This is a genomic window from Streptomyces sp. NPDC038707 (assembly GCF_040636485.1).
Lineage (GTDB): Bacteria > Actinomycetota > Actinomycetes > Streptomycetales > Streptomycetaceae > Streptomyces.
On the sequence record NZ_JBEZUP010000014.1, the window covers coordinates 21596 to 42114 of the forward strand.

23 protein-coding genes are annotated in these 20519 nt (G+C 73.9%); 10 read left to right on the forward strand and 13 right to left on the reverse strand.

The window, feature by feature from the left end; genetic code table 11:
* Positions 1–193 precede the first annotated feature (193 nt).
* Positions 194–700 carry a hypothetical protein gene (locus AB0E62_RS20310; protein WP_362195238.1) on the forward strand — a complete coding sequence of 169 codons (507 nt, stop codon included), beginning with the start codon at positions 194–196 and terminating at the stop codon, positions 698–700.
* Positions 701–1046: 346 nt separating this feature from the next.
* On the forward strand, positions 1047–1958 hold the full coding sequence (locus AB0E62_RS20315; protein ID WP_362195241.1) for a Gfo/Idh/MocA family oxidoreductase: 912 nt from the start codon (positions 1047–1049) through the stop codon (positions 1956–1958).
* Here the strand turns inward: AB0E62_RS20315 and lnt are convergent.
* Together lnt and AB0E62_RS20325 are read right to left on the reverse strand one after the other, a co-directional pair.
* Positions 1876–3450: an apolipoprotein N-acyltransferase gene (gene lnt, locus AB0E62_RS20320; RefSeq protein WP_362195244.1), complete on the reverse strand. Its 1575-nt coding sequence runs from the start codon at positions 3448–3450 to the stop codon at positions 1876–1878. The two genes, AB0E62_RS20315 and lnt, sit on opposite strands and share 83 nt — an antisense overlap.
* A gap of 79 nt (positions 3451–3529) precedes the next feature.
* Positions 3530–3994: a nuclear transport factor 2 family protein gene (locus AB0E62_RS20325; RefSeq protein ID WP_362195247.1), complete on the reverse strand. Its 465-nt coding sequence runs from the start codon at positions 3992–3994 to the stop codon at positions 3530–3532.
* A gap of 95 nt (positions 3995–4089) precedes the next feature.
* Here AB0E62_RS20325 and AB0E62_RS20330 point away from each other — a divergent pair, with 95 nt between their 5' ends.
* Positions 4090–4701 (forward strand): DUF4291 domain-containing protein, encoded by a 612-nt coding sequence (locus tag AB0E62_RS20330; protein WP_362195250.1) that lies wholly within the window; start codon positions 4090–4092, stop codon positions 4699–4701.
* A gap of 32 nt (positions 4702–4733) precedes the next feature.
* On the opposite strand, the gene AB0E62_RS20335 is transcribed toward AB0E62_RS20330, so the two are convergent.
* Positions 4734–4913, reverse strand: a complete 180-nt coding sequence (locus AB0E62_RS20335; RefSeq protein ID WP_362195253.1) for a hypothetical protein — start codon at positions 4911–4913, stop codon at positions 4734–4736.
* A gap of 290 nt (positions 4914–5203) precedes the next feature.
* On the opposite strand from AB0E62_RS20335, the gene AB0E62_RS20340 reads away from it, so the two are divergent.
* Positions 5204–5554: a hypothetical protein gene (locus tag AB0E62_RS20340; RefSeq protein ID WP_362195256.1), complete on the forward strand. Its 351-nt coding sequence runs from the start codon at positions 5204–5206 to the stop codon at positions 5552–5554.
* Between the two features lie 248 nt (positions 5555–5802).
* On the opposite strand, the gene AB0E62_RS20345 is transcribed toward AB0E62_RS20340, so the two are convergent.
* Positions 5803–6678: an undecaprenyl-diphosphate phosphatase gene (locus AB0E62_RS20345; protein WP_362195259.1), complete on the reverse strand. Its 876-nt coding sequence runs from the start codon at positions 6676–6678 to the stop codon at positions 5803–5805.
* 173 nt (positions 6679–6851) lie between these two features.
* Here AB0E62_RS20345 and AB0E62_RS20350 point away from each other — a divergent pair, with 173 nt between their 5' ends.
* The gene (locus AB0E62_RS20350) at positions 6852–7541 is read left to right on the forward strand and encodes an HAD family hydrolase (protein ID WP_362195262.1); all 690 of its coding nucleotides are present in this window, start codon (positions 6852–6854) and stop codon (positions 7539–7541) included.
* Between the two features lie 21 nt (positions 7542–7562).
* Here the strand turns inward: AB0E62_RS20350 and AB0E62_RS20355 are convergent, their stop codons facing one another.
* Entirely contained in the window at positions 7563–8033 is a 471-nt protein-coding gene (locus AB0E62_RS20355; protein ID WP_362195265.1) for a helix-turn-helix domain-containing protein, read from the reverse strand.
* A gap of 135 nt (positions 8034–8168) precedes the next feature.
* Here AB0E62_RS20355 and AB0E62_RS20360 point away from each other — a divergent pair, with 135 nt between their 5' ends.
* On the forward strand, positions 8169–9338 hold the full coding sequence (locus tag AB0E62_RS20360) for a thiolase family protein (protein WP_362195268.1): 1170 nt from the start codon (positions 8169–8171) through the stop codon (positions 9336–9338).
* 568 nt (positions 9339–9906) lie between these two features.
* On the opposite strand, the gene AB0E62_RS20365 is transcribed toward AB0E62_RS20360, so the two are convergent.
* On the reverse strand, positions 9907–10350 hold the full coding sequence (locus tag AB0E62_RS20365) for a protein kilB (protein ID WP_362195271.1): 444 nt from the start codon (positions 10348–10350) through the stop codon (positions 9907–9909).
* Positions 10351–10393: 43 nt separating this feature from the next.
* Positions 10394–11161 (reverse strand): VTT domain-containing protein, encoded by a 768-nt coding sequence (locus AB0E62_RS20370; RefSeq protein ID WP_362195274.1) that lies wholly within the window; start codon positions 11159–11161, stop codon positions 10394–10396.
* 137 nt (positions 11162–11298) lie between these two features.
* Here AB0E62_RS20370 and AB0E62_RS20375 point away from each other — a divergent pair, with 137 nt between their 5' ends.
* Positions 11299–12144 carry a fused MFS/spermidine synthase gene (locus AB0E62_RS20375; protein WP_362195283.1) on the forward strand — a complete coding sequence of 282 codons (846 nt, stop codon included), beginning with the start codon at positions 11299–11301 and terminating at the stop codon, positions 12142–12144.
* Here the strand turns inward: AB0E62_RS20375 and AB0E62_RS20380 are convergent.
* Complete coding sequence (locus AB0E62_RS20380) at positions 12106–13401, reverse strand: MFS transporter (protein ID WP_362195286.1); 1296 nt, start codon at positions 13399–13401, stop codon at positions 12106–12108. The two genes, AB0E62_RS20375 and AB0E62_RS20380, sit on opposite strands and share 39 nt — an antisense overlap.
* Before the next feature lie 124 nt (positions 13402–13525).
* Positions 13526–14629, reverse strand: coding sequence for a hypothetical protein (locus AB0E62_RS20385; protein ID WP_362195289.1), 1104 nt, complete (start codon positions 14627–14629; stop codon positions 13526–13528).
* A gap of 62 nt (positions 14630–14691) precedes the next feature.
* Between AB0E62_RS20385 and AB0E62_RS20390 the strand changes: the two genes are divergently transcribed.
* Positions 14692–15153 (forward strand): DUF4442 domain-containing protein, encoded by a 462-nt coding sequence (locus tag AB0E62_RS20390; protein WP_362195292.1) that lies wholly within the window; start codon positions 14692–14694, stop codon positions 15151–15153.
* Between the two features lie 72 nt (positions 15154–15225).
* Here AB0E62_RS20390 and AB0E62_RS20395 read toward each other — a convergent pair whose 3' ends face one another.
* The 3 genes from AB0E62_RS20395 to AB0E62_RS20405 all read right to left on the reverse strand — a co-directional run bounded on the left by AB0E62_RS20395 (position 15226) and on the right by AB0E62_RS20405 (position 17344).
* On the reverse strand, positions 15226–15402 hold the full coding sequence (locus AB0E62_RS20395) for a hypothetical protein (protein ID WP_362195295.1): 177 nt from the start codon (positions 15400–15402) through the stop codon (positions 15226–15228).
* A 275-nt stretch (positions 15403–15677) separates the two neighbouring features.
* Positions 15678–16211, reverse strand: a complete 534-nt coding sequence (locus tag AB0E62_RS20400) for a hypothetical protein (RefSeq protein WP_362195298.1) — start codon at positions 16209–16211, stop codon at positions 15678–15680.
* A 179-nt stretch (positions 16212–16390) separates the two neighbouring features.
* Entirely contained in the window at positions 16391–17344 is a 954-nt protein-coding gene (locus tag AB0E62_RS20405) for a lysylphosphatidylglycerol synthase transmembrane domain-containing protein (RefSeq protein ID WP_362195301.1), read from the reverse strand.
* 793 nt (positions 17345–18137) lie between these two features.
* Between AB0E62_RS20405 and AB0E62_RS20410 the strand changes: the two genes are divergently transcribed.
* Positions 18138–18788: a DedA family protein gene (locus AB0E62_RS20410; protein WP_362195303.1), complete on the forward strand. Its 651-nt coding sequence runs from the start codon at positions 18138–18140 to the stop codon at positions 18786–18788.
* 38 nt (positions 18789–18826) lie between these two features.
* Here the strand turns inward: AB0E62_RS20410 and AB0E62_RS20415 are convergent, their stop codons facing one another.
* Positions 18827–19354: a gamma carbonic anhydrase family protein gene (locus tag AB0E62_RS20415; RefSeq protein ID WP_362195306.1), complete on the reverse strand. Its 528-nt coding sequence runs from the start codon at positions 19352–19354 to the stop codon at positions 18827–18829.
* A 110-nt stretch (positions 19355–19464) separates the two neighbouring features.
* Here AB0E62_RS20415 and AB0E62_RS20420 point away from each other — a divergent pair, with 110 nt between their 5' ends.
* Positions 19465–20229 (forward strand): acyltransferase, encoded by a 765-nt coding sequence (locus AB0E62_RS20420; RefSeq protein ID WP_362195309.1) that lies wholly within the window; start codon positions 19465–19467, stop codon positions 20227–20229.
* The last annotated feature ends 290 nt before the right edge of the window (positions 20230–20519 follow it).

The window sequence follows — 20519 nt, forward strand, 5'->3', positions numbered from 1 at the left end:
GGGTGCCCTCGCCGCGGCTCCCCAGGGGCGCTTCCCGGGCGCGCTCCCAGGGGCGCGGAGAACCGCGTCCGGCCGGCACGCACCCGCGGCCGGCCACCGGTCCTCGGGCCCCACGGCGCCGCCTGTCCCGGAAACCGGCCCGCGCCGGATAGCGTCGGGAGCGGCAACGACTGGCGACGGCCCGGAGGACACCGTGGCGGAGCGACAGGAGCAGGCGGCACCGGACGCCCTGCTGACGCGGATCGGGCAGGTCGTGATGTTGCACCACGGCGGCGACCGCGAGGAGGCCCGCAGCCGCTTCCTGGCCCTGTGGGCGGAGATCGGCGAGGACGGCGACCCGCTGCACCGCTGCACCCTCGCCCACTATCTCGCCGGCACCCACGACGACCCGGCGGACGGACTCGCCTGGGACCTGCGGGCGTTGTCGGCGGCCGAGGAACTGGCCGACGGCCGTCCGGGCGGCGACCCGGACAGCGTCCGGGGCTTCTTGCCGTCCCTGCACCTGAGCCTGGCCGCCGACTACGCCGAACTGGGCCGCACCGAGGCCGCCCGCAGCCATCTGCGCCGCGCCCGCAGCGCCGCGACCGCCCTCCCCGATGACGGCTACGGCGCGGGGGTGCGGTCTGCGATCGGTCGGCTGGCGCTACGGCTCGGTGAGGGCGGCGGACCGGGTGACGAGGAGTGGCCGCTGTGCCGGTAGCGGGACCCGGCGGGGGGCTTCGCGCCTTGCCACGGAGCGCCGTGACCGCCTTCCCCGATGACGGCTTTGGCGCGGGGGTGTGGTCCGCGATCGGTCGGCTGGCGCTACGGCTCGGTGAGGGCGGCGGACCGGGTGACGAGGAGTGGCCGCTGTGCCGGTAGCGGGACCCGGCGGGGGGCCTCGCGCCTCAGCACGGCCGGACCGTCACCGCCGTACCGGACACGGTCGCGCGGCCCTGCCGGACTCCGGGCCGGCGCCTGCCCGCGCGGCTTCGACGGCCTCGCCGGCCGGCGGCCCCCGTATGCTTCCGGCAGACAGCACGCAGGTCAGTCACAGGGGAGAGCACGTGAAGGTCGGTTGCATCGGACTCGGCGACATCGCGCAGAAGGCGTACCTGCCGGTGCTCGGCACCCAGCCGGGAATCGACCTGCACCTCCACACCCGCACCCCCGCCACCTTGGACCGGGTCGGCGACAGCCTGCACCTGCCGCCCGCCCGGCGGCACACCACCCTGGACTCGCTGCTCGACGCCGGCCTCGACGCGGCCTTCGTGCACGCGCCCACCGCCGTCCACCCGGAGATCGTCACCCGGCTGCTGGAGGCCGGCGTCCCCACGTACGTGGACAAGCCGCTCGCCTACGAACTCGCCGACTCCGCCCGGCTGGTCGCCCTCGCCGAAGAACGCGGCGTCTGCCTGTCCGTCGGCTTCAACCGCCGCTACGCCCCCGGGTACGCCCAGTGCCTGGACCACCCCCGCGAGCTGATCCTCCTGCAGAAGAACCGGACCGGGCTGCCCGAGGAACCCCGCTCGATGATCCTGGACGACTTCATCCACGTCGTCGACACCCTGCGCTTCCTGGTACCCGGCCCGGTCGACGACGTGACGGTGCGCGCCCGCGTCGAAGCCGGGCTGCTCCACCATGTCGTGCTCCAGCTCGCCGGCGACGGTTTCACCGCGCTCGGCGTGATGAACCGGCTCAGCGGCTCGACCGAGGAGGTCCTGGAGGTGTCCGGGCAGGACACCAAACGCCAGGTGGTCAACCTCGCCGAGGTGATCGACCACAAGGGGCAGCCCACCGTGCGCCGGCGCGGCGACTGGGTGCCGGTGCCCCGCCAGCGCGGCATCGAGCAGGCCGCCCTCGCCTTCCTCGACGCCGTACGGGCCGGACAGGTGCTCAGTGCCCGGGACGCGCTGGCGACCCATGAACTGTGCGAGCGGGTGGTACGAGAGGTTCAGGGCCGCTACGGCACCGCCTGACCGCCCGCGCCCCCTCGGCCGCCCCCAGCGCGGCCAGCACCAGCAGCGCGCCGTACACCGGCCAGTCGCCGTGGCGGACGTACGGCGTGACGCCGTGCGCGAGCGGTACGTCGTACACCCGCGTGCCGCTCGCGCCGGTGCCGAGCCACGGGCCGAGCCGCCGGCCGTCCGGGCCGTAGACCGCCGAGACGCCGGTGAGGGTGGCGTGCACCATCGGGCGGCCGGTCTCGGCGGCGCGCAGCGCGGCCAGCGAGGCGTGCTGCTCCGGCGCCCAGCTGTGCTGGAAGCTGGAGGTGGACGACTGGCCGAGGAGGATGTCGGCGCCGTCCTCGGCGAGGTGCCGGCTCATGTCCGGGAACGCCGTCTCGAAGCAGATCAGCGGGCCGACCCGCAGCCCGTGCCCGACGTCCAGCACCCTCTGCCGGGTGCCGCGGTGCCGGTCCTCGCCGGCCGCCCGCCCCACCGAGGTCGCCCAGCCGAGCAGCGAACGGGCCGGTATGTACTCGCCGAACGGCACCAGCCGCATCTTGTCGTACCGGTCGCCGGTCGGGCCGTCCGGTCCGACCAGCACCGCGCTCTTGTAGATGCCGGGCCGGCCGGAGCGGCGGGCGTCCACGTTCACCAGGACGTCGGCGCCGGTCGCCCGGGACAGCGCCGCCAGCCGCCGGGCCGGGCCGGGCCGGTCGTCCAGGTCGAAGCCGACGCTGGACTCGCCCCACACCACCAGGTCGACATCCTGCCCGGCGAGCCGCCGGGTCAGCCGCTCCTCCAGGCCGAACCGCCGCTCGGCGCTGTCCCGCCCGGTGACGACGCCCGGCTGTACGACGGCGATCCGCGCCCGCCCGTCCACTTCGGGGCGGGGCGCCCACGCCGACCCGGCCGACGCCACGGCGGCCGTCGCGGCCAGCGAGGCCACGGCCGGCACGCGGGACCGGGGCACCGATATCAGCACGGCCACCGCCACATTGACGGCCACCACCAGGAAGCTGAGCAGCCACACCCCGCCGACCGACGCCAGCCGCAGCGCCGGGCCGACCTGCCACTGGCTGGCGCCCAGCATGCCCCACGGCCCGCCGAGCCCCTGCCAGGACCGCACCAGCTCCACCGCGAGCCAGGCCGACGGCACGACCAGCAGCGCGGCGGCACCCCGGCCTGCCGACGGCCGCCCGCCGAGCAACCGGCGCACCAGCCATCCCCACGGCATCCACACCACGCCCAGCAGCGCGGCTATCAGGAAGAGGAACACGTGCAGGCTCGGCAGCAGCCAGTGGTGCACGGCCAGCAGGAAGCCGAAGCCGCCGCACCAGCCGTCGTACGCGGCCCGCCGCCCGGTCGGCGCCGAGCGGACCAGCAGGATCCACGGCACCAGGGCGACGTACGCCCACCACCACAGGGAAGGGGCCGGAAACGCGAGCACGGGCAGCGCGCCGCACAGGGCGGCGGCGGCCGAGCGGCGCCAGGGGGAGGTCAGCGAGCGGTCGATCGTCCTCATAGGGAGCCTCCCTACCCAGCCGATGACTCCAGTGTGCGCGGCGGGTCCGGGGGCGTGCGCGTGCGCGGCCGGCCGGCGGTCACAGGGGGCCGGACGAACGGCGCCACTTCTCGTGGACGACCACCTCACGCAGGCGCCAGCCGTCCGGGGTGCGCAGCAGACCGAAGTCGAACCGTCCGCCGCACACGAGGTCAGGGGCGGCGGAACCGGTGGCGCCGTCGAGGCGCAGGGGGTTGAGGTAGTCGGCGCCCACCCGGGCGGTGTCACCGGCGTCGTGCTCCAGCACGCCGAACCGCACTCGCCGGTTGACGATCAGGTGCTGCCGCACGGCGAACCGGGCCAGGTTCCCGGCGAGCCAGGCGGCGACCCGCTCCGCGTCGCCCTCGATGCCGCCTGCCGAACGGTAGTCGGCCCGTCCGTCCGCCGTGAACAGCCGGTGGTACGCCGTCCAGTCGCCGTCGTCCAGCGCCACCGCGTACGCGGTGACCAGGTCGTCCACGGCCAGCCGGTCCCTCACGGTCGCGAACTCCGCACGCTGCGTCATCGCCCAAGTGTTGGCCACGGCGGGCCCGGAGCCAAGAGGCCTGCGGAGTGAATATTCGGTGGTGCGGAACCGGCGCCGCGGCCGAACCTGTCCCCGTGAACGCACAAGCCGCCGCGACCGAGCCGAAGTTCCGCATCCGTGCCCGGCACACGGACACCACCGTCACCGTCTACCAGGCCTACCGCCCGGAGATCGGCCGGGCCGCCGCCCGCACCGGACGCTTCCCGTCCGCCTGGAAGCGGGACCGGATGACCTGGGTCAAGCCGTCGTTCCTGTGGATGATGTACCGCTGCGGCTGGGGCACCAAGGAGGACCAGGAGACCGTCCTCGCCGTGGAGATCACCCGCGAGGGCTTCGACTGGGCCCTGCGCCACGCCTGCCTGTCCCACTACGTCCCCGCCCTGCACCCGGACCCGGCCGCCTGGAAACGGGAGTTGGCGCGCAGCCCGGCCCGGGTGCAGTGGGACCCGGAGCGGGACCTGCGCCACGCCCCGCTGCCGTACCGGTCCTTGCAGCTCGGCCTCGCGGGGGAGGCGGCGGCCCGGTTCGCGGACGAGTGGACCGTCGGCATCGAGGACGTCACCCCGCTGACCCGGGAGATCCACGCGCTGGTACGGGCGGGCGAGGAGGAGCGGGCGAAGGCGCTGCTGCCCCGGGAGCGGCCGTACCCGGTGGCCGACGAGGTGCTCGCGCACCTGCGGGCGTAGCAGGGCGGCGGGGTCGTTCCGGGGGCGCGGGCTCAGGCCGCCTCGATGACCCGGCCGCGGACGGCGGCGGCCCACTCGATCACCAGCAGCTCGTACTCGGCGCGCTCCTGGGCCGACAGGGTGCCGCCCGCGCGCAGCCACAGCGCTCTGATCCGCTCGTTCAGCTCGGCGGCGGAGCGCGCGGAACCAGGGGGCGGGGAATCCGGGGACATGCGGCACAGCCTAGGCCCAAGCACTGACCCTGCGCTACCGGCCGGCTACGCAGACGGTGACGCGTTGGTCACCGCTGCCGCCCGGTCGTCCGTCCGTGGCCGTGTGCTGCCGGGCGCCCGCCGCCTCCCCGCCGGGCGGTGCGCAGGTCACGGGCGGGTCACGGGCGCGGGGAAGATGTCCGAAACCGGCGCGGCCGCGCGCACCACGGGCGGTACCGGGTGACCGGGCCCCGGGAGCGCTCGTTGGCGACATGCCACTCGTGTGGCTCTGCCGAAGGAGAGCACGCCCCATGGCCGCTGTCTGCCCGAACTGCCACCTGCCGGAAATGATCACCTACGTCGTCAACGACGAGGGACTCCACCCGTTCCCGTGCCTGGAGTGCAACACCGGCACCCTCCGCTCCAGCCCGTACGGGCACCTCTCCGGGGCGGCACCGTGTGTCACCGACGGCTGCCGGGGATCCGTGCGCGACGACTACCAGTACGACGCCAAGGGGCGCCTGTCCCGGCTGGACCGCATCCGGTGCCGGCTGTGCGGATCCGACAGGACCGGAGGGTCCCACCCCGCCGGTGCGCGCGACCGTGCCGTGCCCGGCCCCCGGCTGCCCGGGATCGCGAGCCGGCGGCCGGCTCCCGGCTGACCGCGGCACCCCTGGCCGGCCCGCTGCCCGGCCGATTCGGCGCGTGCGGGCTCAGGACGCCCATGCTCACCAGGGCGGTGATCGGCAAAGGGAAGGCCCCCCGCGCGTCCTGATCGCGGGGAGCCTTCAGCTTGCGGAGAGTGGGAGACGACGGGGAGATGATCAAGTATGTGAGGCGGGAGGCGCAGCGAGTTCCGCGAGTCGACGCTCGTCCCCGACAGCGGGCAGTCGTGCCGCTCCCTGCGGCCTCACCCCGCCGACTCGGCCGCGTGAGGACTCAGCACCCCCGCGCTGACCAGCGCGATGATGACCACTCCGAGGGCGACGCGGTACCAGACGAACGGCATGAAGCTCTTGTTGGAGATCCACTTCATGAACCACGCGATGACCGCGTAGCCCGAGGCGAACGCGATGACCGTCGCGAACAGGGTCGGCGCCCAGTCCACATGGCCCTCGCTCAGCGAGTCCTTCACCTCGAAGGCACCGGAGGCGAGCACGGCCGGGATGGCGAGCAGGAAGGAGTAGCGGGCCGCGGCCTCCCGCTTGTAGCCCATGAACAGGCCGCCGCTGATGGTCGCGCCGGAGCGGGAGACGCCGGGGATGAGCGCGCAGGCCTGGCAGAGACCGAAGATCAGGCCGTCCTTGATGCCCAGGTTCTCCAGCGTCTTGCGCTGTTTGGGCGCCCGGTGCCGGCGGCCGGTCTCGTCGCGGGCCGCCAGCCGGTCGGCGATGCCGATGACCACGCCGACGACGAGGAGCATCGTCGCGGTGACCCGCAGATCGCGGAACGGTCCCTCGATCTGGTCCTTCAGCGTCACGCCCAGCAGGCCGATGGGGATCGAGCCGACGATCACCAGCCAGCCCATCTGCGCGTCGTGGTTCCCGCGCATCGACTTGTCGAACAGCGAGCGGAACCAGGACGCGATGATCCGGCCGATGTCCTTGCGGAAGTAGATGAGCACCGCGGTCTCGGTGCCGATCTGGGTGATCGCCGTGAAGGCCGCGCCCGGGTCGTCCCAGCCGGAGAACGCGGCGGTGAGCCGCAGGTGCGCGCTGGAGGAGACGGGCAGGAACTCGGTCAGCCCTTGGACGAGTCCGAGGACGAGGGATTCAAACCAAGACATGAAGGTATGGCGTCCAAGTGCTGAAAGGAGAAAGGGTGATCATGTGACGAAGGAAGGTTAGCGGGCCCGGCCGAGTGCACGGCAACAGGGGCGGCCCACTTCGGCCTCCGCCCCCGGGCGCGACTGGTGTAATGGGACGCGCCCGAGGGTTACGACGCGGCCGGGAGGTCTTCGTGCGGATCGATCACTGTCTTCTCGTCGACGGGGACGACACGTTATGGGAGAACAACATCTACTTCGAGCGGGCGATCGAGGAGTTCCTCGACCTGCTCGGTCATGAATCGCTCTCGCGGGCCGAGTTGCGGCAGATCCTCGACGACGTCGAGCGGGAGAACTGCCGGGTGTACGGGTACGGCGCGAAAAGCTTCGTACGCAGCCTGCACGACTGCTACGAGCGGGTGCACGAGGTGCGGGCGACCGAGGACCACGGCAAGGCGATCGCCGAGCTGGGCGAGCGCATCCTGCGCCAGGAGCCGGTGCTGATCGCGGGGGTGGAGGAGACGCTGGGCAGTCTGCGCAGCCGGCACCGGCTGGTGCTGCTGACCAAGGGCGACCACGAGGAGCAGGCGGCGAAGGTGGAACGCTCCCGGCTGGGCCCGCTGTTCGAGCGGATCGTGATCGTGCCCGAGAAGACCGTCGAGACCTACGCCACGGTGGTCGAGGACCTGAAGGCCGACACCGCGCGGACGTGGATGATCGGCAACTCCCCGAAGTCCGACATCGTGCCGGCGCTCGCCGCCGGGCTCGGCGCGGTGTACGTACCGCACCCCGACACCTGGGTGCTCGAACACCACCCGTTCCCCGAGACCACCGAACGGCTGCTGTCCGTGGAACGCTTCACGGACCTGGTCGAGCACTTCTGACGGACCCCGGTCCCGGTGACCTCACGCGGTCGCCGGCCCGGACAGGGTCCAGCCCGGGGTCTGCGGACGCGCCGTCAGGTCCTCGTGGCGCACGGTGTCACCGCAGGCCCGGCAGGTGACGACCGACACCAGTTCGGCGCCGCAGCTGTGCTCGACGGCCATGGGCAGGCCGACGCCCTGGCGCAGGTGGCGGTCGCCCCACTCCCTGAGGGTCAGCAGCACCGGCTCCAGTTCCAGCCCGGCCTGCGTGGGCCGGTACTCGAAGCGCCGGGGGCGCTCGCTGTACAGGCGTTTGGTGAGGATGCCGGCCTCCACGAGCCGGCGCAGCCGGGCGGCCAGGATGTCGCGCGGGGCGCCGATGTTGCGCACGAGCTGGTCGAAGCGGCCGTTGCCCAGGCACACCTCCCGCAGGACGAGCAGGGAGTACTTCTCACCGACCAGCGCGAGGGTGTCGGCGATCGAGCAGGGGCGCGGGTCCTTCGTGGCGGCCATGACGCCAGTCTAGAGGAGGGTTTGTTTTTCCAACCTTGCGGGCTATGGTGGGTCCAGTTTTCCAACTCACCAGTAACCGGCGCATCGCCCCCCGGGGCGGCCAGGGCGGCCAGAGTGGCCAAGGAGGCCCGCACCATGCGAGACGCAGTCATCGTCGAAGCCGTACGCACCCCCGTCGGCAAGGGCAAGCCCAACGGGTCCCTCGCCCACGTCCACCCCGTGCGACTCCTCGCGCACACCCTGCGCGCCCTGGTCGACCGCTCCGGCGTCGACCCGGCGCTGATCGACGACGTCATCGGCGGCACCGTCGACCAGGTCGGCGAGCAGGCCATGAACACCACCCGGTACGCCCTCCTGACCGCCGGTTTCCCCGAGTCGGTGCCCGCGACCACCGTGGACCGCCAGTGCGGGTCCTCCCAGCAGGCCGTGCACTTCGCCGCGCAGGGCGTCATGTCGGGCGCGTACGACCTCGTCGTCGCCTGCGGCGTGGAGTCGATGAGCCGGGTGCCGATGTGGTCCAACGTGCCCGCGGGCAGCGACCCGTTCGGTCCCGGCATCGCCGAGCGCTATCCGGAGGGGCTGGTCCCGCAGGGGATCAGCGCGGAACTCATCGCCGCCAAGTGGTCCCTCAGCCGGGCGCGGATGGACGAGTTCGCCGTCTCCTCCCACCACAAGGCCGCCGCCGCGTGGCAGGCGGGACTGTTCGACGCCGAGATCGCGCCGCTGGACGGCGTCGCCCGCGACGAGTGCGTACGGCCCGGCAGCACCCCCGAGATCCTCGCCGGGCTCAAGCCCGCCTACTACGACCCCGGCTTCGCCGAGCGCTTCCCGCAGATCGAGTGGAACGTCACCGCCGGCAACGCCAGCCCCGTCAACGACGGCGCCTCCGCCGTTCTGATCACCTCCGGCGACACCGCGGCCCGGCTCGGTCTGCGCCCGCTCGCCCGGCTGCACAGCTTCGCGGTGACCGGCTCCGACCCGCTGCTGATGCTGACCGGGGTGGTCCCCGCGACCGACAAGGTGCTGCGCCGGGCGGGGCTGAGGCTCGACGACATCGACCTGTTCGAGGTCAACGAGGCCTTCGCCAGCGTGGTCCTCGCCTGGCAGCAGGAGACGGGCGCCGACCTCGCCAAGGTCAATGTGCACGGCGGCGCCATCGCCCTCGGCCATCCACTCGGCGCGAGCGGCACCCGGCTGACCACGACCCTGGTCCACGCCATGCGCGAACGCGGCGCCCGCTACGCCCTCCAGACCATGTGCGAGGCGGGCGGCCTCGCCAACGCGATGATCCTTGAGGGGGTCTGAGGACGGCGGACACCTCCGGTGACGCACGGCCACATCGGCGGGGCCGCACCCGCGATGAGGACGCGACCGGCGAGGGCGGCCGGGAAGGCCGCGAACCCGTCGGCCACGAGGCGGACGAAGGCGCAGCCGCCGCCGAAGCCGTCGCGCCGGATGTCCTGGCGGTCCCGCGGGCCCGCACCGGTGGTGCGGTGGCGGCCTCGCCGAGACGTCCGGCGGCTCGGGGTGGGGTGAGCGGTGTGCCGGGCGGGTGATGGCGGTTGGGGGTGCTGGGCGTGAGCGCACGTGCCCGGCGCGGTTGTCGCCGGGGCCGTTGGGCTGGTTGGTCCGGAGGTCCTGGCGGTCCAGCGGGCCCGCACTGGTGCGGTGGTGGCCTCGCCGAGACGTCCGGCGGCTCGGGGTGGGGTGAGCGGTGTGCCGGGCGGGGGTGCCGGGTGTGAGCGCACGCACCGGTGTCATGGCCGGTGCGGCCACCGGGAATGGGCGCCCGGGCTGCGGCGGAGGCGCGGGGCCCGGCGTCGCCCGGCGCCGGGTCGCCGGGCGGTGCGCCCGGACAGCGGCCCCCGTCCGCTCACGGAGCCATCGCCCGTCCCGCCGCGGCGACCAGGTCGTCGGTGGCCGTGATCGCGGCCTCCCGGCGGGCGGCCAGCTCCGTGCGGTCAGGGGCGTCGCGGAGGGCGAACGCGGCCAGGGCCGCCCGGCGGGCCGGTTCGGCGAGCGCCGGTTCGAGGACGCAGACCGCGACCAACGGGGAGGTCACGGCGGAGCGGGTGGCGCGGGTCTCGGCCCGGGCCGCTTCCACGGCCCCCGGGTCCGCGCCGCTCAGCACCAGTTCCTCGCGGTGCCACAGGGCCCGCCGGTGGTCACCCAGGGCCGCCACCAGCTCGCCCAGCGCCGCGCGCAGCGCCTCCGCCCGGCGCTCGTCCCGGGCGGCCCGCTCCCGCCGCAGCTGGAGCAGCCCGGTCAGCGCGCCGCCGAGCAGCGTGCCGGCCACCGCGATGACGCTGGACCACATCGGACCCCCCTCTCCGGACGGCTGCTCGGACGGCCGCGACGGCTCACCCGGCGCGCAGCCGGTGCCGCTTGCGCCAGGCGACCACCGTGCCCACCAGGGCCGGTACGGCGATGCAGGCCATCGCGATCAGGAAGGCGAAGGAGGTCGGCGTCGAGGCACGGGCGCCGGCCACCGCGTAGGCGGCCGTGTTCGGGATCGAGCCGAGGGCGGTGGCCAGCAGGAAGGGCAGCCAGCCCATGCGGGAGACGGACGCGCAGTAGTTCGCCGCCCAGAACGGCACGCCCGGGAACAGCCGGAGGGCCAGCATGGACCGCAGCCCGTGCCGGCTGAGCTGCCCGTCGGCAGCCTTCAGCCAGCGGCCCCGCAGCAGCGGACGCAGCGCGTCCTGGCCGAGCGCCCGGCCCAGCCCGAACGCCACCCCGGCCCCGAGCACCGTGCCCGCGAGGGCCGTCGCCAGCCCCACCTGGGAGCCAAACATCGCGCCCGCGGCCAGGTTCAGCAGGGGGCGCGGCACGAACACCACGGTGCACAGTCCGTACGCCGCCGCGAACACGAGGGCCGCCGCGGCCCCGCCGAGCTGCGGCGGCCAGCCGTGCGTCAGCAGCCGCTGCGGTTCGCACACCAGCACCCCCGCCGCCCCGCCCGCCAGCAGCGCGACCAGCAGGGACAGCCGGGCGTAGGGAGACAGCAGCAGACGGGTGCAGCGCACGGCGAACCCGGCGCGGGGCAGCGCGGCCGCGGCGCCGGGGGCGGCCGGAGCGAGGGCCGGGGGAGAGGCCGGGGCGGTGCCAGAGCGGTTGGCATCGAGCATCCGCAGACACTAACCGACGCACCTGTGTGATCGGCGTATGAACCGAACTCCCCCGCCCTGCCGGGCTGGCGGCGACGGCGGACCGGCGCCGCCCGGGGCGTGCGGTGGCGTACGGCCGCGGGGCCGACAATGGCCGGGTGAACGCATCGATACCCGTCTCCCGCACCACCGACCACGGCACCGCCCGGCTGATGCCCGACGTGGACCGGGAGCGTGCGTGGCTGCTCACGGTCGACGGGGCCCCGCAGTCGTACGTGGACCTGGACGACCCGGCGTACCTGGAGTTCGAGTACGCCCGGCGGCTGGGGCATGTCCTGGACACGGTGGCCGAGGCCGGGCGGGCGCTGGACGTGGTGCACCTGGGCGGCGGCGCGCTGACCCTGCCGAGGTATGTGGCCGCCACCCGGCCCGGGTCCCGGCAGGACGTCGTCGAGGCGGACCGTGGGCTGCTGGAACTGGTCACCGAACAGCTGCCGCTGCCGTCCGGTTCGGGCATCGCGCTGCACGCGGCCGACGCCCGGGCCTGGCTGGAGGCCGCGCCGGACGACCGGGCCGACGTGCTGGTCGCCGACGTGTTCGGCGGTTCCCGGGTGCCCGCCCACCTCACCACCCTCGCCTACGTCCGCACGGCCGAGCGGGTGCTGCGGCCGGACGGGGTCTATCTGGCCAACCTCGCCGACGCCACCCCGTTCGCCTTTCTGCGCTCCCAACTGGCCACCTTCGCGGCGGTGTTCGAGGAGGTGGCGCTGATCGCCGAGCCGGCGGTGCTGCGCGGACGGCGGTTCGGCAACGTGGTGGTCGCGGCCTCCCACCGGCCCCTCGACACCGCCGCGCTGGCCCGGCGCACCGCCGCCGACGCCTTCCCGGCGCGCGTCGAACACGGAGCGGCGGTACGGCGGTTCACCGGTTCGGCGCGCCCGGTGCGGGACGCCGACGCCGTACCCTCACCCGAGCCCCCCGACGGGGCGTTCGGCATCGGCTGACACGGCCGCGGCGGCGACCCGGTGGGTGCGCCGGGTCAGTCGGCGCACGTCCGGGATCAGCAGCACCGGCGCGGTGACCAGGACCACCAGAGCCGCACAGCCCCACAGGGCGGCCGTACGGCCCACGGCGGCCTCGGCCGGGCCGGCCAGGGCGGTGGCGAGCGGCATCAGGGAGACCGAGCCGAACCAGTCGTAGGCCGACACCCGGGAGAGCATGTCCTCGGGTATCTCCTGGTGCAGCGCGGTCATCCAGGAGACCCCGAACACCTCCACCGTCGTACCCGCGGCGAACATCACCCCGTACAGCACGCCCGGCGGCACCGGTATCGCCAGCGCGGCGGCGGGCAGGGCCAGGGGGAACACGCACAGCGTGCCCGCGAACAGCAGGCGGCGGGGCTGCCAGCGGGTCATCAGCAGGGCGCCGGCCACCGTACCCGCGCCGAAGGCGGCCAGGGCCAGGCCCCAGGGGCCCGCGCCGCCCAGGCTGTCCCGGGCGACGAGCGGACCGAAGACCGACTCGGCCGCGCCGATCACCGCGTTGGCGACGGAGAACTGCACGACGATGCCCCACAGCCAGGGACGGCCGGCGAACTCCCGCCAGCCCTCCCGGAGATCGGCCGACAGGCCCCCGCCCGGCGGGCGTGGCGCGAGGTGGCCGACGTCGAGGAAGGAGCGCAGCGCCGCGGCGACGGCGAAGGCCGCCGCGTCGGCCGCGAGCACCCAGCCGGGACCGACGGCCGCGACCAGGGCGCCGCCGAGCGCCGCGCCGCCGAGGGCCGCACCCTGGGTGGCCATCCGGAAGACCGCGAACGCCCGGCCGGCCTGCTCGCCCTTGACGGAGGACATGAGCATGCCCTCGGCGGCCGGACCGAAGAACGCCTGGCCGGTGCCGCCCAGCGCGGTGAGCAGCATCATCTGCCACAGCCGAGGATCACCGGTCAGGACGAGCGCCGCGAACGCCGCCTGGGACAGGCAGTTGAGGACGTTGGCGGCGACCATCACCCGGTGCCGGGGCAGCCGGTCCGCGACCGCGCCGCCGATGAGCAGGAACACCACCAGCGGAAGGGTGCGGGCGGCGGCCGTCAGTCCCACGTCCCCGCTGTCCCCGCCCGCCTCCAGCACGGCGAACGCGGCCGCGATCAGCGAGCCGTTCGCGCCCAGGCCGGTGACGACGGCGGCCGCGGTGAGCAGGGAGTAGTCGCGGCCCGCCCACACGGGTCTGCGGGGGCGGGCGGGGGAGCGGGGGGTCGAGGCCACCAGCCAACTGTCCCGGCCGGACACCGGGCCCGGCAAGTGCGTTTCACCGGACCGGCGTTCACCGCGCGACCGGTGAGACCGGCGGGGCCGGTGTGTCCGGGTTGGCCGGTGTGTCCGGGCGCGGTCACTCCACGGTCGGGTCGCCGTGCAGCCGTACCGTGCTGAGGATCTTCCGGATCGTCGCGTCGGAGACCTCGTCCTTGACGCCCTTGGCGCCGTAGAAGGTCCAGGAGACGTAATTGCCCGCCGAGTTCTTGAACGCGAACGTGGTCGCCTTGCCGTCGGTGTCGCACTTGTGCGTCTTCGGCACGCCCGTGGTGTAGGACGTGGCGACGCTGCCCTTGACGCCGGAGGCCGTCGTGAAGTCCTCGGCCTTGCCGACCTTCAGGTACTTCTTGGAGGAGTCCTTCTGGTCGGTGTAGCCGCCGAAGGCGAACGCGGCCGCGTCACCGGAGGCGGTGCTCGCGGTGTCCTTGGCGCCGGCCTCTCCCTTGGTGCCGGCCGCGGCCAGCGACGACGTCTCCTCGGTGCCGTTCTTGTCGTCGTCGGAGGTGCAGTAGCGCGGCTGGAGGAACGACGCGCCGGAGAAGCCGATGAACGCCGAGCCGTCGCCCGCCTCCTTGTCCTCGAAGAAGGTGAAGACGCCGGGCCGCTGCACCTCCCAGTCCGCGGGCACCTCGAAGGCCGTGCCGTACTTGGGGTTGACCACGACCTTCCAGCCCGCGATCGTCGGCTTCTCCGTCTCGCCTGAGCGGGGGTTGCCGGTGGCGGCCGAGGTGGGCGAGGCGGGTGAGGTGGCGGTCGGCGAGGGGCTCGTGGTCCGTCCGTCCTTGCCGTCGTCCGCCTGGTCGTCCTTGCTGCCGCCCAGCACCAGGTAGCCGGTCACGGCGGCGGTGACCACGACGGCCGTGGCCGCGATGACCGCGATCAGTCTCGTCCGGCCGCCGCCGCCCTGCGGGGGCTGGGGCAGGGGAGTCGTCGGGGGCTGTCCCCACTGCTGCTGTGCGTACGGACCGGCCTGCGCCTGCTGCCCGTACTGGCCGGCCTGCGGGTACTGCTGGTACCCGGGCTGCTGGTACGGGTTGGGCTGCTCGTACCCGCTGGGCTGCTGGTGCCCCGGCTGCTGGTACGCGTTCGGCTGTGGGTGCCCCGGCTGCTGGTACGGGTTCTGCAGCGGATCGTGCTGCGGGTTCTGCGCGCCCCCTGGCGGCTGCTGATCTGGCCACATGGCCCGTAACCCTAGTGCGCTTCCCTGGCCAGCCCCTGCTACTCATGAGTAACATGATGGCCATGAGCGCAGACCAGATGTCGATCGGCGAGATGCTCGCCGCCACCGTGCCCATGGCCCGGACCCTGAACCTGGAATTCCTGGAGACCACGGCCGGCAAGGCCGTCGTGTCCCTGCCGGACCAGAGCGCGTACCACAACCACGTGGGCGGCCCGCACGCCGGTGCGATGTTCACGCTCGGAGAGTCGGCCAGCGGCGCCATCGTGCTGGCCGCCTTCGGGGACCAGCTCTCGCGCGCCGTGCCGCTCGCCGTGCGGGCCGAGATCGCCTACAAGAAGCTGGCGATGGGTGCCGTCACCGCGACCGCGACCCTGGGCCGTCCGGCCGCCGAGGTCGTCGCCGAACTCGACGCGGGGCGGCGCCCGGAGTTCCCTGTGTCGGTCGAGATTCGGCGCGCGGACGGCGCGGTGACCGGCGAGATGACCGTGCTGTGGACGCTCCGCCCGGCCGACCCGGGGAAGTGACCCGCGCGGCCCGGACGGCACCGCGCCCCGCCCTGTCGACACGGGGGCGGGGCGCGGCCGTCGGGGGCAGGGTCACCGGATGACGATCACGTTGGTGGCCTTCGCGCCGACCACCTCGAAGGCGACCCGCTGGCCCTCGCGGGTCGTCTGCGTCTCCATGCAGGAGAAAGGGCGCTGTTCACCGTCCTCGTCGGTGATGATGCCCACGCCGTCCGCGTCGTTGTAGACGGCGATCCTTCCGAGCGGCATCGTCTGCTCCTCCGTGGGTCGCGGGAAACCAGTGCTATCTCCCCGTGAGCAGAGCATCACGCACCGTGCCGGGATGGAGGAAGGGCGCATCGGTGCGTCGGCCATGGTTTGACCGGATGTCGGCGGGGCCGCGTCCCGGCCGGCGGAGTCGGCTGTCGTGCCGTTGCCTGGAGCAGGCGCGCGAGCAATCGGCGAGTGTGCGTCACGACGCAGGTGTCGATGAGGCGGGAAAAGCGGGTGCCCCGCCTTCCCGCCGGGCCGGTCCCGGTGCCCGCTCAGCGGGCCCAGCCCGTGGCGGCGAGGACGTCCTCGGCGATGGCGCGAACGGTGCGCCGGTCGGTGGGGATGCGGACCGTTCCCGGTGGAGCCTCCGCTTCCAGACGTTTCGCGGCGTCGGTGCTGCGGCGCAGGTGGATGTCGAGTTCCGAGCCGCGTTCCCGGTTGCCGAGGCGGTGGCGCGCTGTCGCGTCGGTGGCGGTGAGCAGGACGTTGACGATCCTCGGTGGTGCGGCGGGCGAGAGGGCCTGCCGGATCAGGTCGGGTTCGAGGATGCTGACGGTGTTGGTGTAGATCAGGCGCCGTATGCCCAGACCGGCGTAGTTGGCCCACAGGGCGGCGAGGTTGCGCCGGGTGATGCGGGAGCGGAACGGGTCGTCCGGGGGAGCGGGGTGGACGTGGTCGAGGAGATCACCCTCGACCAGGCAGTGCGGGACGTCGGCGTCCCGTAGGAGCACCGACGTCTCCATGGCCACCGTCGTCTTGCCCACGCCGGAACGACCGCCGATCAGAAGCACCTCGATGCCCGTCATGGCCACACCCTGGCAGTGGACACACGTCCCTTGCACCGGAATTCCGCCTGCACCGGGGGATTTCCGCCGGACCCGGCCGCCGCCCCGCCGCCGCCCGGCCGCCGCCCGTCCGGGGCTCGCTGGCCGCCCGTCCGGGGCTCGGTGGCTCCGCTCACGCCCGGATCCCCTGAAAGCCGGGTTCACAGCACCTTCTTGCGGATCAGCGCCGACAGCACCAGCGCGCCCGGCAGCAGCGGAGCCCAGTCGGTGAGCACCCGGTAGCCGATGACGGCCGCGGTCGCCGGGGCGGGCGAGGAACCGAAGGAGATCAGCGTCCACACCAGTGCCGCGTCGACCGCCAGCCCGCCCGGCGCGGGCACCGCCCCGACGGCCGTGCCCGCCGCCAGATGGGCCAGCACCACCTGCTCCCAGGGCAGCTCCAGCCCCAGCGAGGCCCCCACACACGCCAGCACGCCGGCCTGCGTCAGCGGCAGCGCGACGGCTCCGCCCCACAACGCCAGCACCCGGCGGGGCCGGGCATGCACCGCACGCGCGTCGGCCACGGCCGTGCGCAGCAGCGCGGCCACCGGCCGCCGCAACGGCCGTACGACCGCCAGCAGCACCCCCGCCACGGTCACCGTCCCGCCCACTCCCGCGGCGAGCGGCACCAGCAGCCCGCCGTCCGGTATCAGCTCCCCGAGGCGCCGCCGGGCCGGCGACACCATCAGGAACGCCACCAGCACCAGCGCCTTCGCGACGGACTTGGCCAGCGAGTACAGGCCGATCGACGCGGTCGCCCGGTCGAGCGGCACGCCCTGTCCGCGCAGGAACCGGAGCGTCACGGCGTGGGCACCGAGCCCGCCGGGCAGCACGTGGTTGGCGGCGCCGGCGGCGAACTGGGACATCAGCAGCAGCCGCGGCGGCACCGGATCGGGCAGCGCGCCCTGCCGGACGCAGGAGGCGGCCACCCAGGTCAGACAGGTGAACCCGGCTCCGGCCAGCAGCCACCCCGGCTCGGCCGCGACCAGCCGCCGGGCCCCCTCGTACACGACGGACCGGTTGGCCGCGGCCCAGCCGGCGGCGAACAGGAGCGGAACGAGGCACAGGACCAGCCGCAGCGGTCGGCCCGCCCCGCGCGCCACCGCCGACCGCACCGGAACCGCACACTCCGGACCAGCGCCGACTGCCCGCGGCCCGCCGGCAGCGGTGGGCGGACCGAGACCGGCGCTTCCGGGTCCGGTGTCAGCGGCCACCCGATCCGGACCGCCGGAGGTCCCAGGACCGAAGCCGGTCACCCCGGGTCCGCTGTCACCGGTCTTCCGGTCCGGGTCGGCAGTCCCGGGTCCGCTGTCACCGGTCTTCCGGTCCGGGTCGGCAGTCCCGGGCCCGCTGTCACCGGTCTTCCGGTCCGGGTCGGCAGCCCCGGGCCCGCTGTCACCGGTCTCCCGGCCCGGGCCGGTCACCCCGGGAGCGCTGTCACCGGTCTCACGGTCCAGGACGCCAGCCGCGGAACCGGTGCCCATGGTCTCCGGGCCAAGGCCGGCGGTCCCCGGACATGGGTCGGCGGTTCTTGGACAAAGACCGGTGGTCTCCGGAGGGAGGCCCGCGCCGGCGGACTCCGGAGCGAGACCGGCGGTCTCCGGGGGCGTGCGCGGAAGCGGCAGGGAGCGGGACCGGGACGGTATGGGGTACACGGGGACGTCGTCCTTCCGCGGCGGGCCCTCGCGGGCCTGGGGAACGGGCCGGGCGAAACCGCGTGGAGCCTTCCCCTCCCGCGTGACACCGGGATGTCCGGAAACGCAAGGCGTGCGGGCGGAACGGTGCCGCAGGCCGAGCGGCCAGGCGGCTGTCCGGTGCCGACCAGGTAGCCTTCCCTTGGGCCGCGCCGTGCATGCGGGCGCCCGGCCCAGCAGGACGACCAGGCCAGCGACACGGGAGGAACCGGCGGTGCACGTCCAGGATTGGCTCGACTCGGTGCCTGCCGCCGCCGTCTACGCCGTGGTGGCCCTGGTGATCGGTCTGGAGAGCCTGGGCATCCCGTTGCCGGGCGAGATCATCCTGGTCTCGGCGGCCCTGATGTCCTCCCAGCACACGGGTGTCAACCCGGTCGTCCTCGGCGCCTGCGCGACCGCCGGAGCGGTGATCGGCGACTCCATCGGCTACGCCATCGGCCGCAAGGGCGGACGCCCGCTGCTGGCCTGGCTCGGCAGAAAGTTCCCACGCCACTTCAGCGAGGGCCATGTGGCCACCGCCGAGCGGTCCTTCGAGAAGTGGGGCATGTGGGCGGTCTTCTTCGGCCGCTTCGTCGCCCTGCTGCGCATCTTCGCCGGCCCCCTCGCGGGCGTCCTGCACATGCCGTACTGGAAGTTCCTGATCGCCAACGTCCTCGGCGGCATCTGCTGGGCCGGCGGCACCACGGCCGTCATCTACTACGTCGGCATCGTCGCCGAGGACTGGCTGAAGCGCTTCTCCTACGTCGGGCTGGGCGTGGCCGTCCTCATCGGACTCGGTTCCATGCTGATCCTCAAGCGCAAGGCGAAGAAGGCCCAGCCGGAGCAGCGGGACGCGGAAGCGGAGCCCGTGAGCGCCGGGGAGTAGACCCCGGCGGCCCGGAACGCGGGGAGCGGGAGCACTCCCTACGCGTGCGCCTCGCGATGCGTCTTCGCCAGGTCCGCGTACAGCGTGCCGTTGAGGATCACACCCTCCCGCTCCTCCTCCGACAGCGCCCGCCTCACCTTCGCCGGCACGCCCGCCACCAGCGACCCGGGCGGCACCACCATCCCCTGCGGGACCAGGGCCTGGGCGGCGACCAGCGAGCCCGCCCCGATCACCGCCCCGTTCAGCACGGTCGCTCCCATGCCGATCAGGCAGTCCTCCTCCACGGTCGCGCCGTGCACCACCGCGTTGTGCCCGATGGACACCCGCTCCCCGATGCTCACCGGGAACCCGGGGTCGGCGTGCAGGGTGACGTTGTCCTGCACATTGGCCCGCGCCCCTACGGTGATCTTCTCTATGTCCCCGCGCACGACGGCCCCGTACCAGACGCTGGCGCCCTCACGCACCGTGACGTCCCCGACCACGGACGCCGTGGGCGCCACGAACGCCTCCGGATCGACCCGGGGCTCCTTGCCGCCGATGCCCACGATCAGCGCCTTCTGCGTCATCACCGTCTCCTTGTGTGCGTGCTGTCCCCGCACCGTACGACACCGCGTGGGGCAAAGATCACAGCGGCCCGGCCTCTCGCCCCGGGACAACCGGTGAGTAACGTGAGCCCGTGCCGAAGCGCAAGAACACGTTCTCATCCTGGCGCCACCGCCTGGCCCAGCGCGCCGTCCACGCGGGCTGGGCGTGGGCGCAGCGCACGGGCTCGGTGACCGCCGAGCACCCCGGGCGCTTCCGTTTCGGCGCCATCGGCGAGCACACCCGGCTGGCCTTCCCGCTCGGCACGGTTTTCGGCGAACCGTGGATCCGGCTCGGCTCCCACTGCATCATCGGCGAGCAGGTGACCCTCACCGCGGGCCTGATGCCCGACCTGGACCTCGGCCCGGACCCCATCCTGCGCATCGGGGACGGCGTGGTCCTCGGCCGCGGCAGCCATGTCGTCGCCGACACCACGGTCACCATCGGCAGCGACTGCTACTTCGGCCCGTACGTCTACGTCACCTCCACCAACCACTCCTACGACGACCCGCACCAGCCCATCGGCAAGCAGTGGCCGCGCATGGAGCCGGTCGAGATCGGGCCGGGCTGCTGGATCGGCACCGGAGCGGTGATCCTGCCGGGGGCGCGGATCGGCCGGAACGTGGTGGTGGCGGCCGGGGCGGTGGTCCGGGGCACGGTGCCCGACCACGCGGTGGTGGCCGGGGCGCCCGCCAGGGTCGTACGGCGCTGGACGCCCGACGCCGGCTGGCAGCCGCCGCTGCGCACCCCCGCGCCGGTGCCGGTACCGGATGACATCACGCCGGGCCAGCTGCGCGCCCTGGCCGGCCTGGACGAGGATGCGGTGGCCCGGCTCGCGGCTCTGGACTCCGACGGCTGACCACGGCCTTCCGGCCAGGTTTGCCGTGCTCGGGGCCGGTGGTCGGCGGTGGTTCCTTCGGCTTGGTCTGTCGTGCCGGGTTCCGATGGCTGGCCCCGGCCTTCCGTTCAGACTGGCCGTGCTCGGGGCCGGTGGGCGGTGGTCCGTTCGGCTTGGTCTGTTGTGCTGGGTTCCGATGGCTGGCGACGGTTTTCCGGCCAGGTTTGCTGTGCTCGGGGCCGGTGGGCGGTGGTTCCTTCGGCTTGGTCTGTCGTGCCGGGTTCCGATGGCTGGCCCCGGCCTTCCGTTCA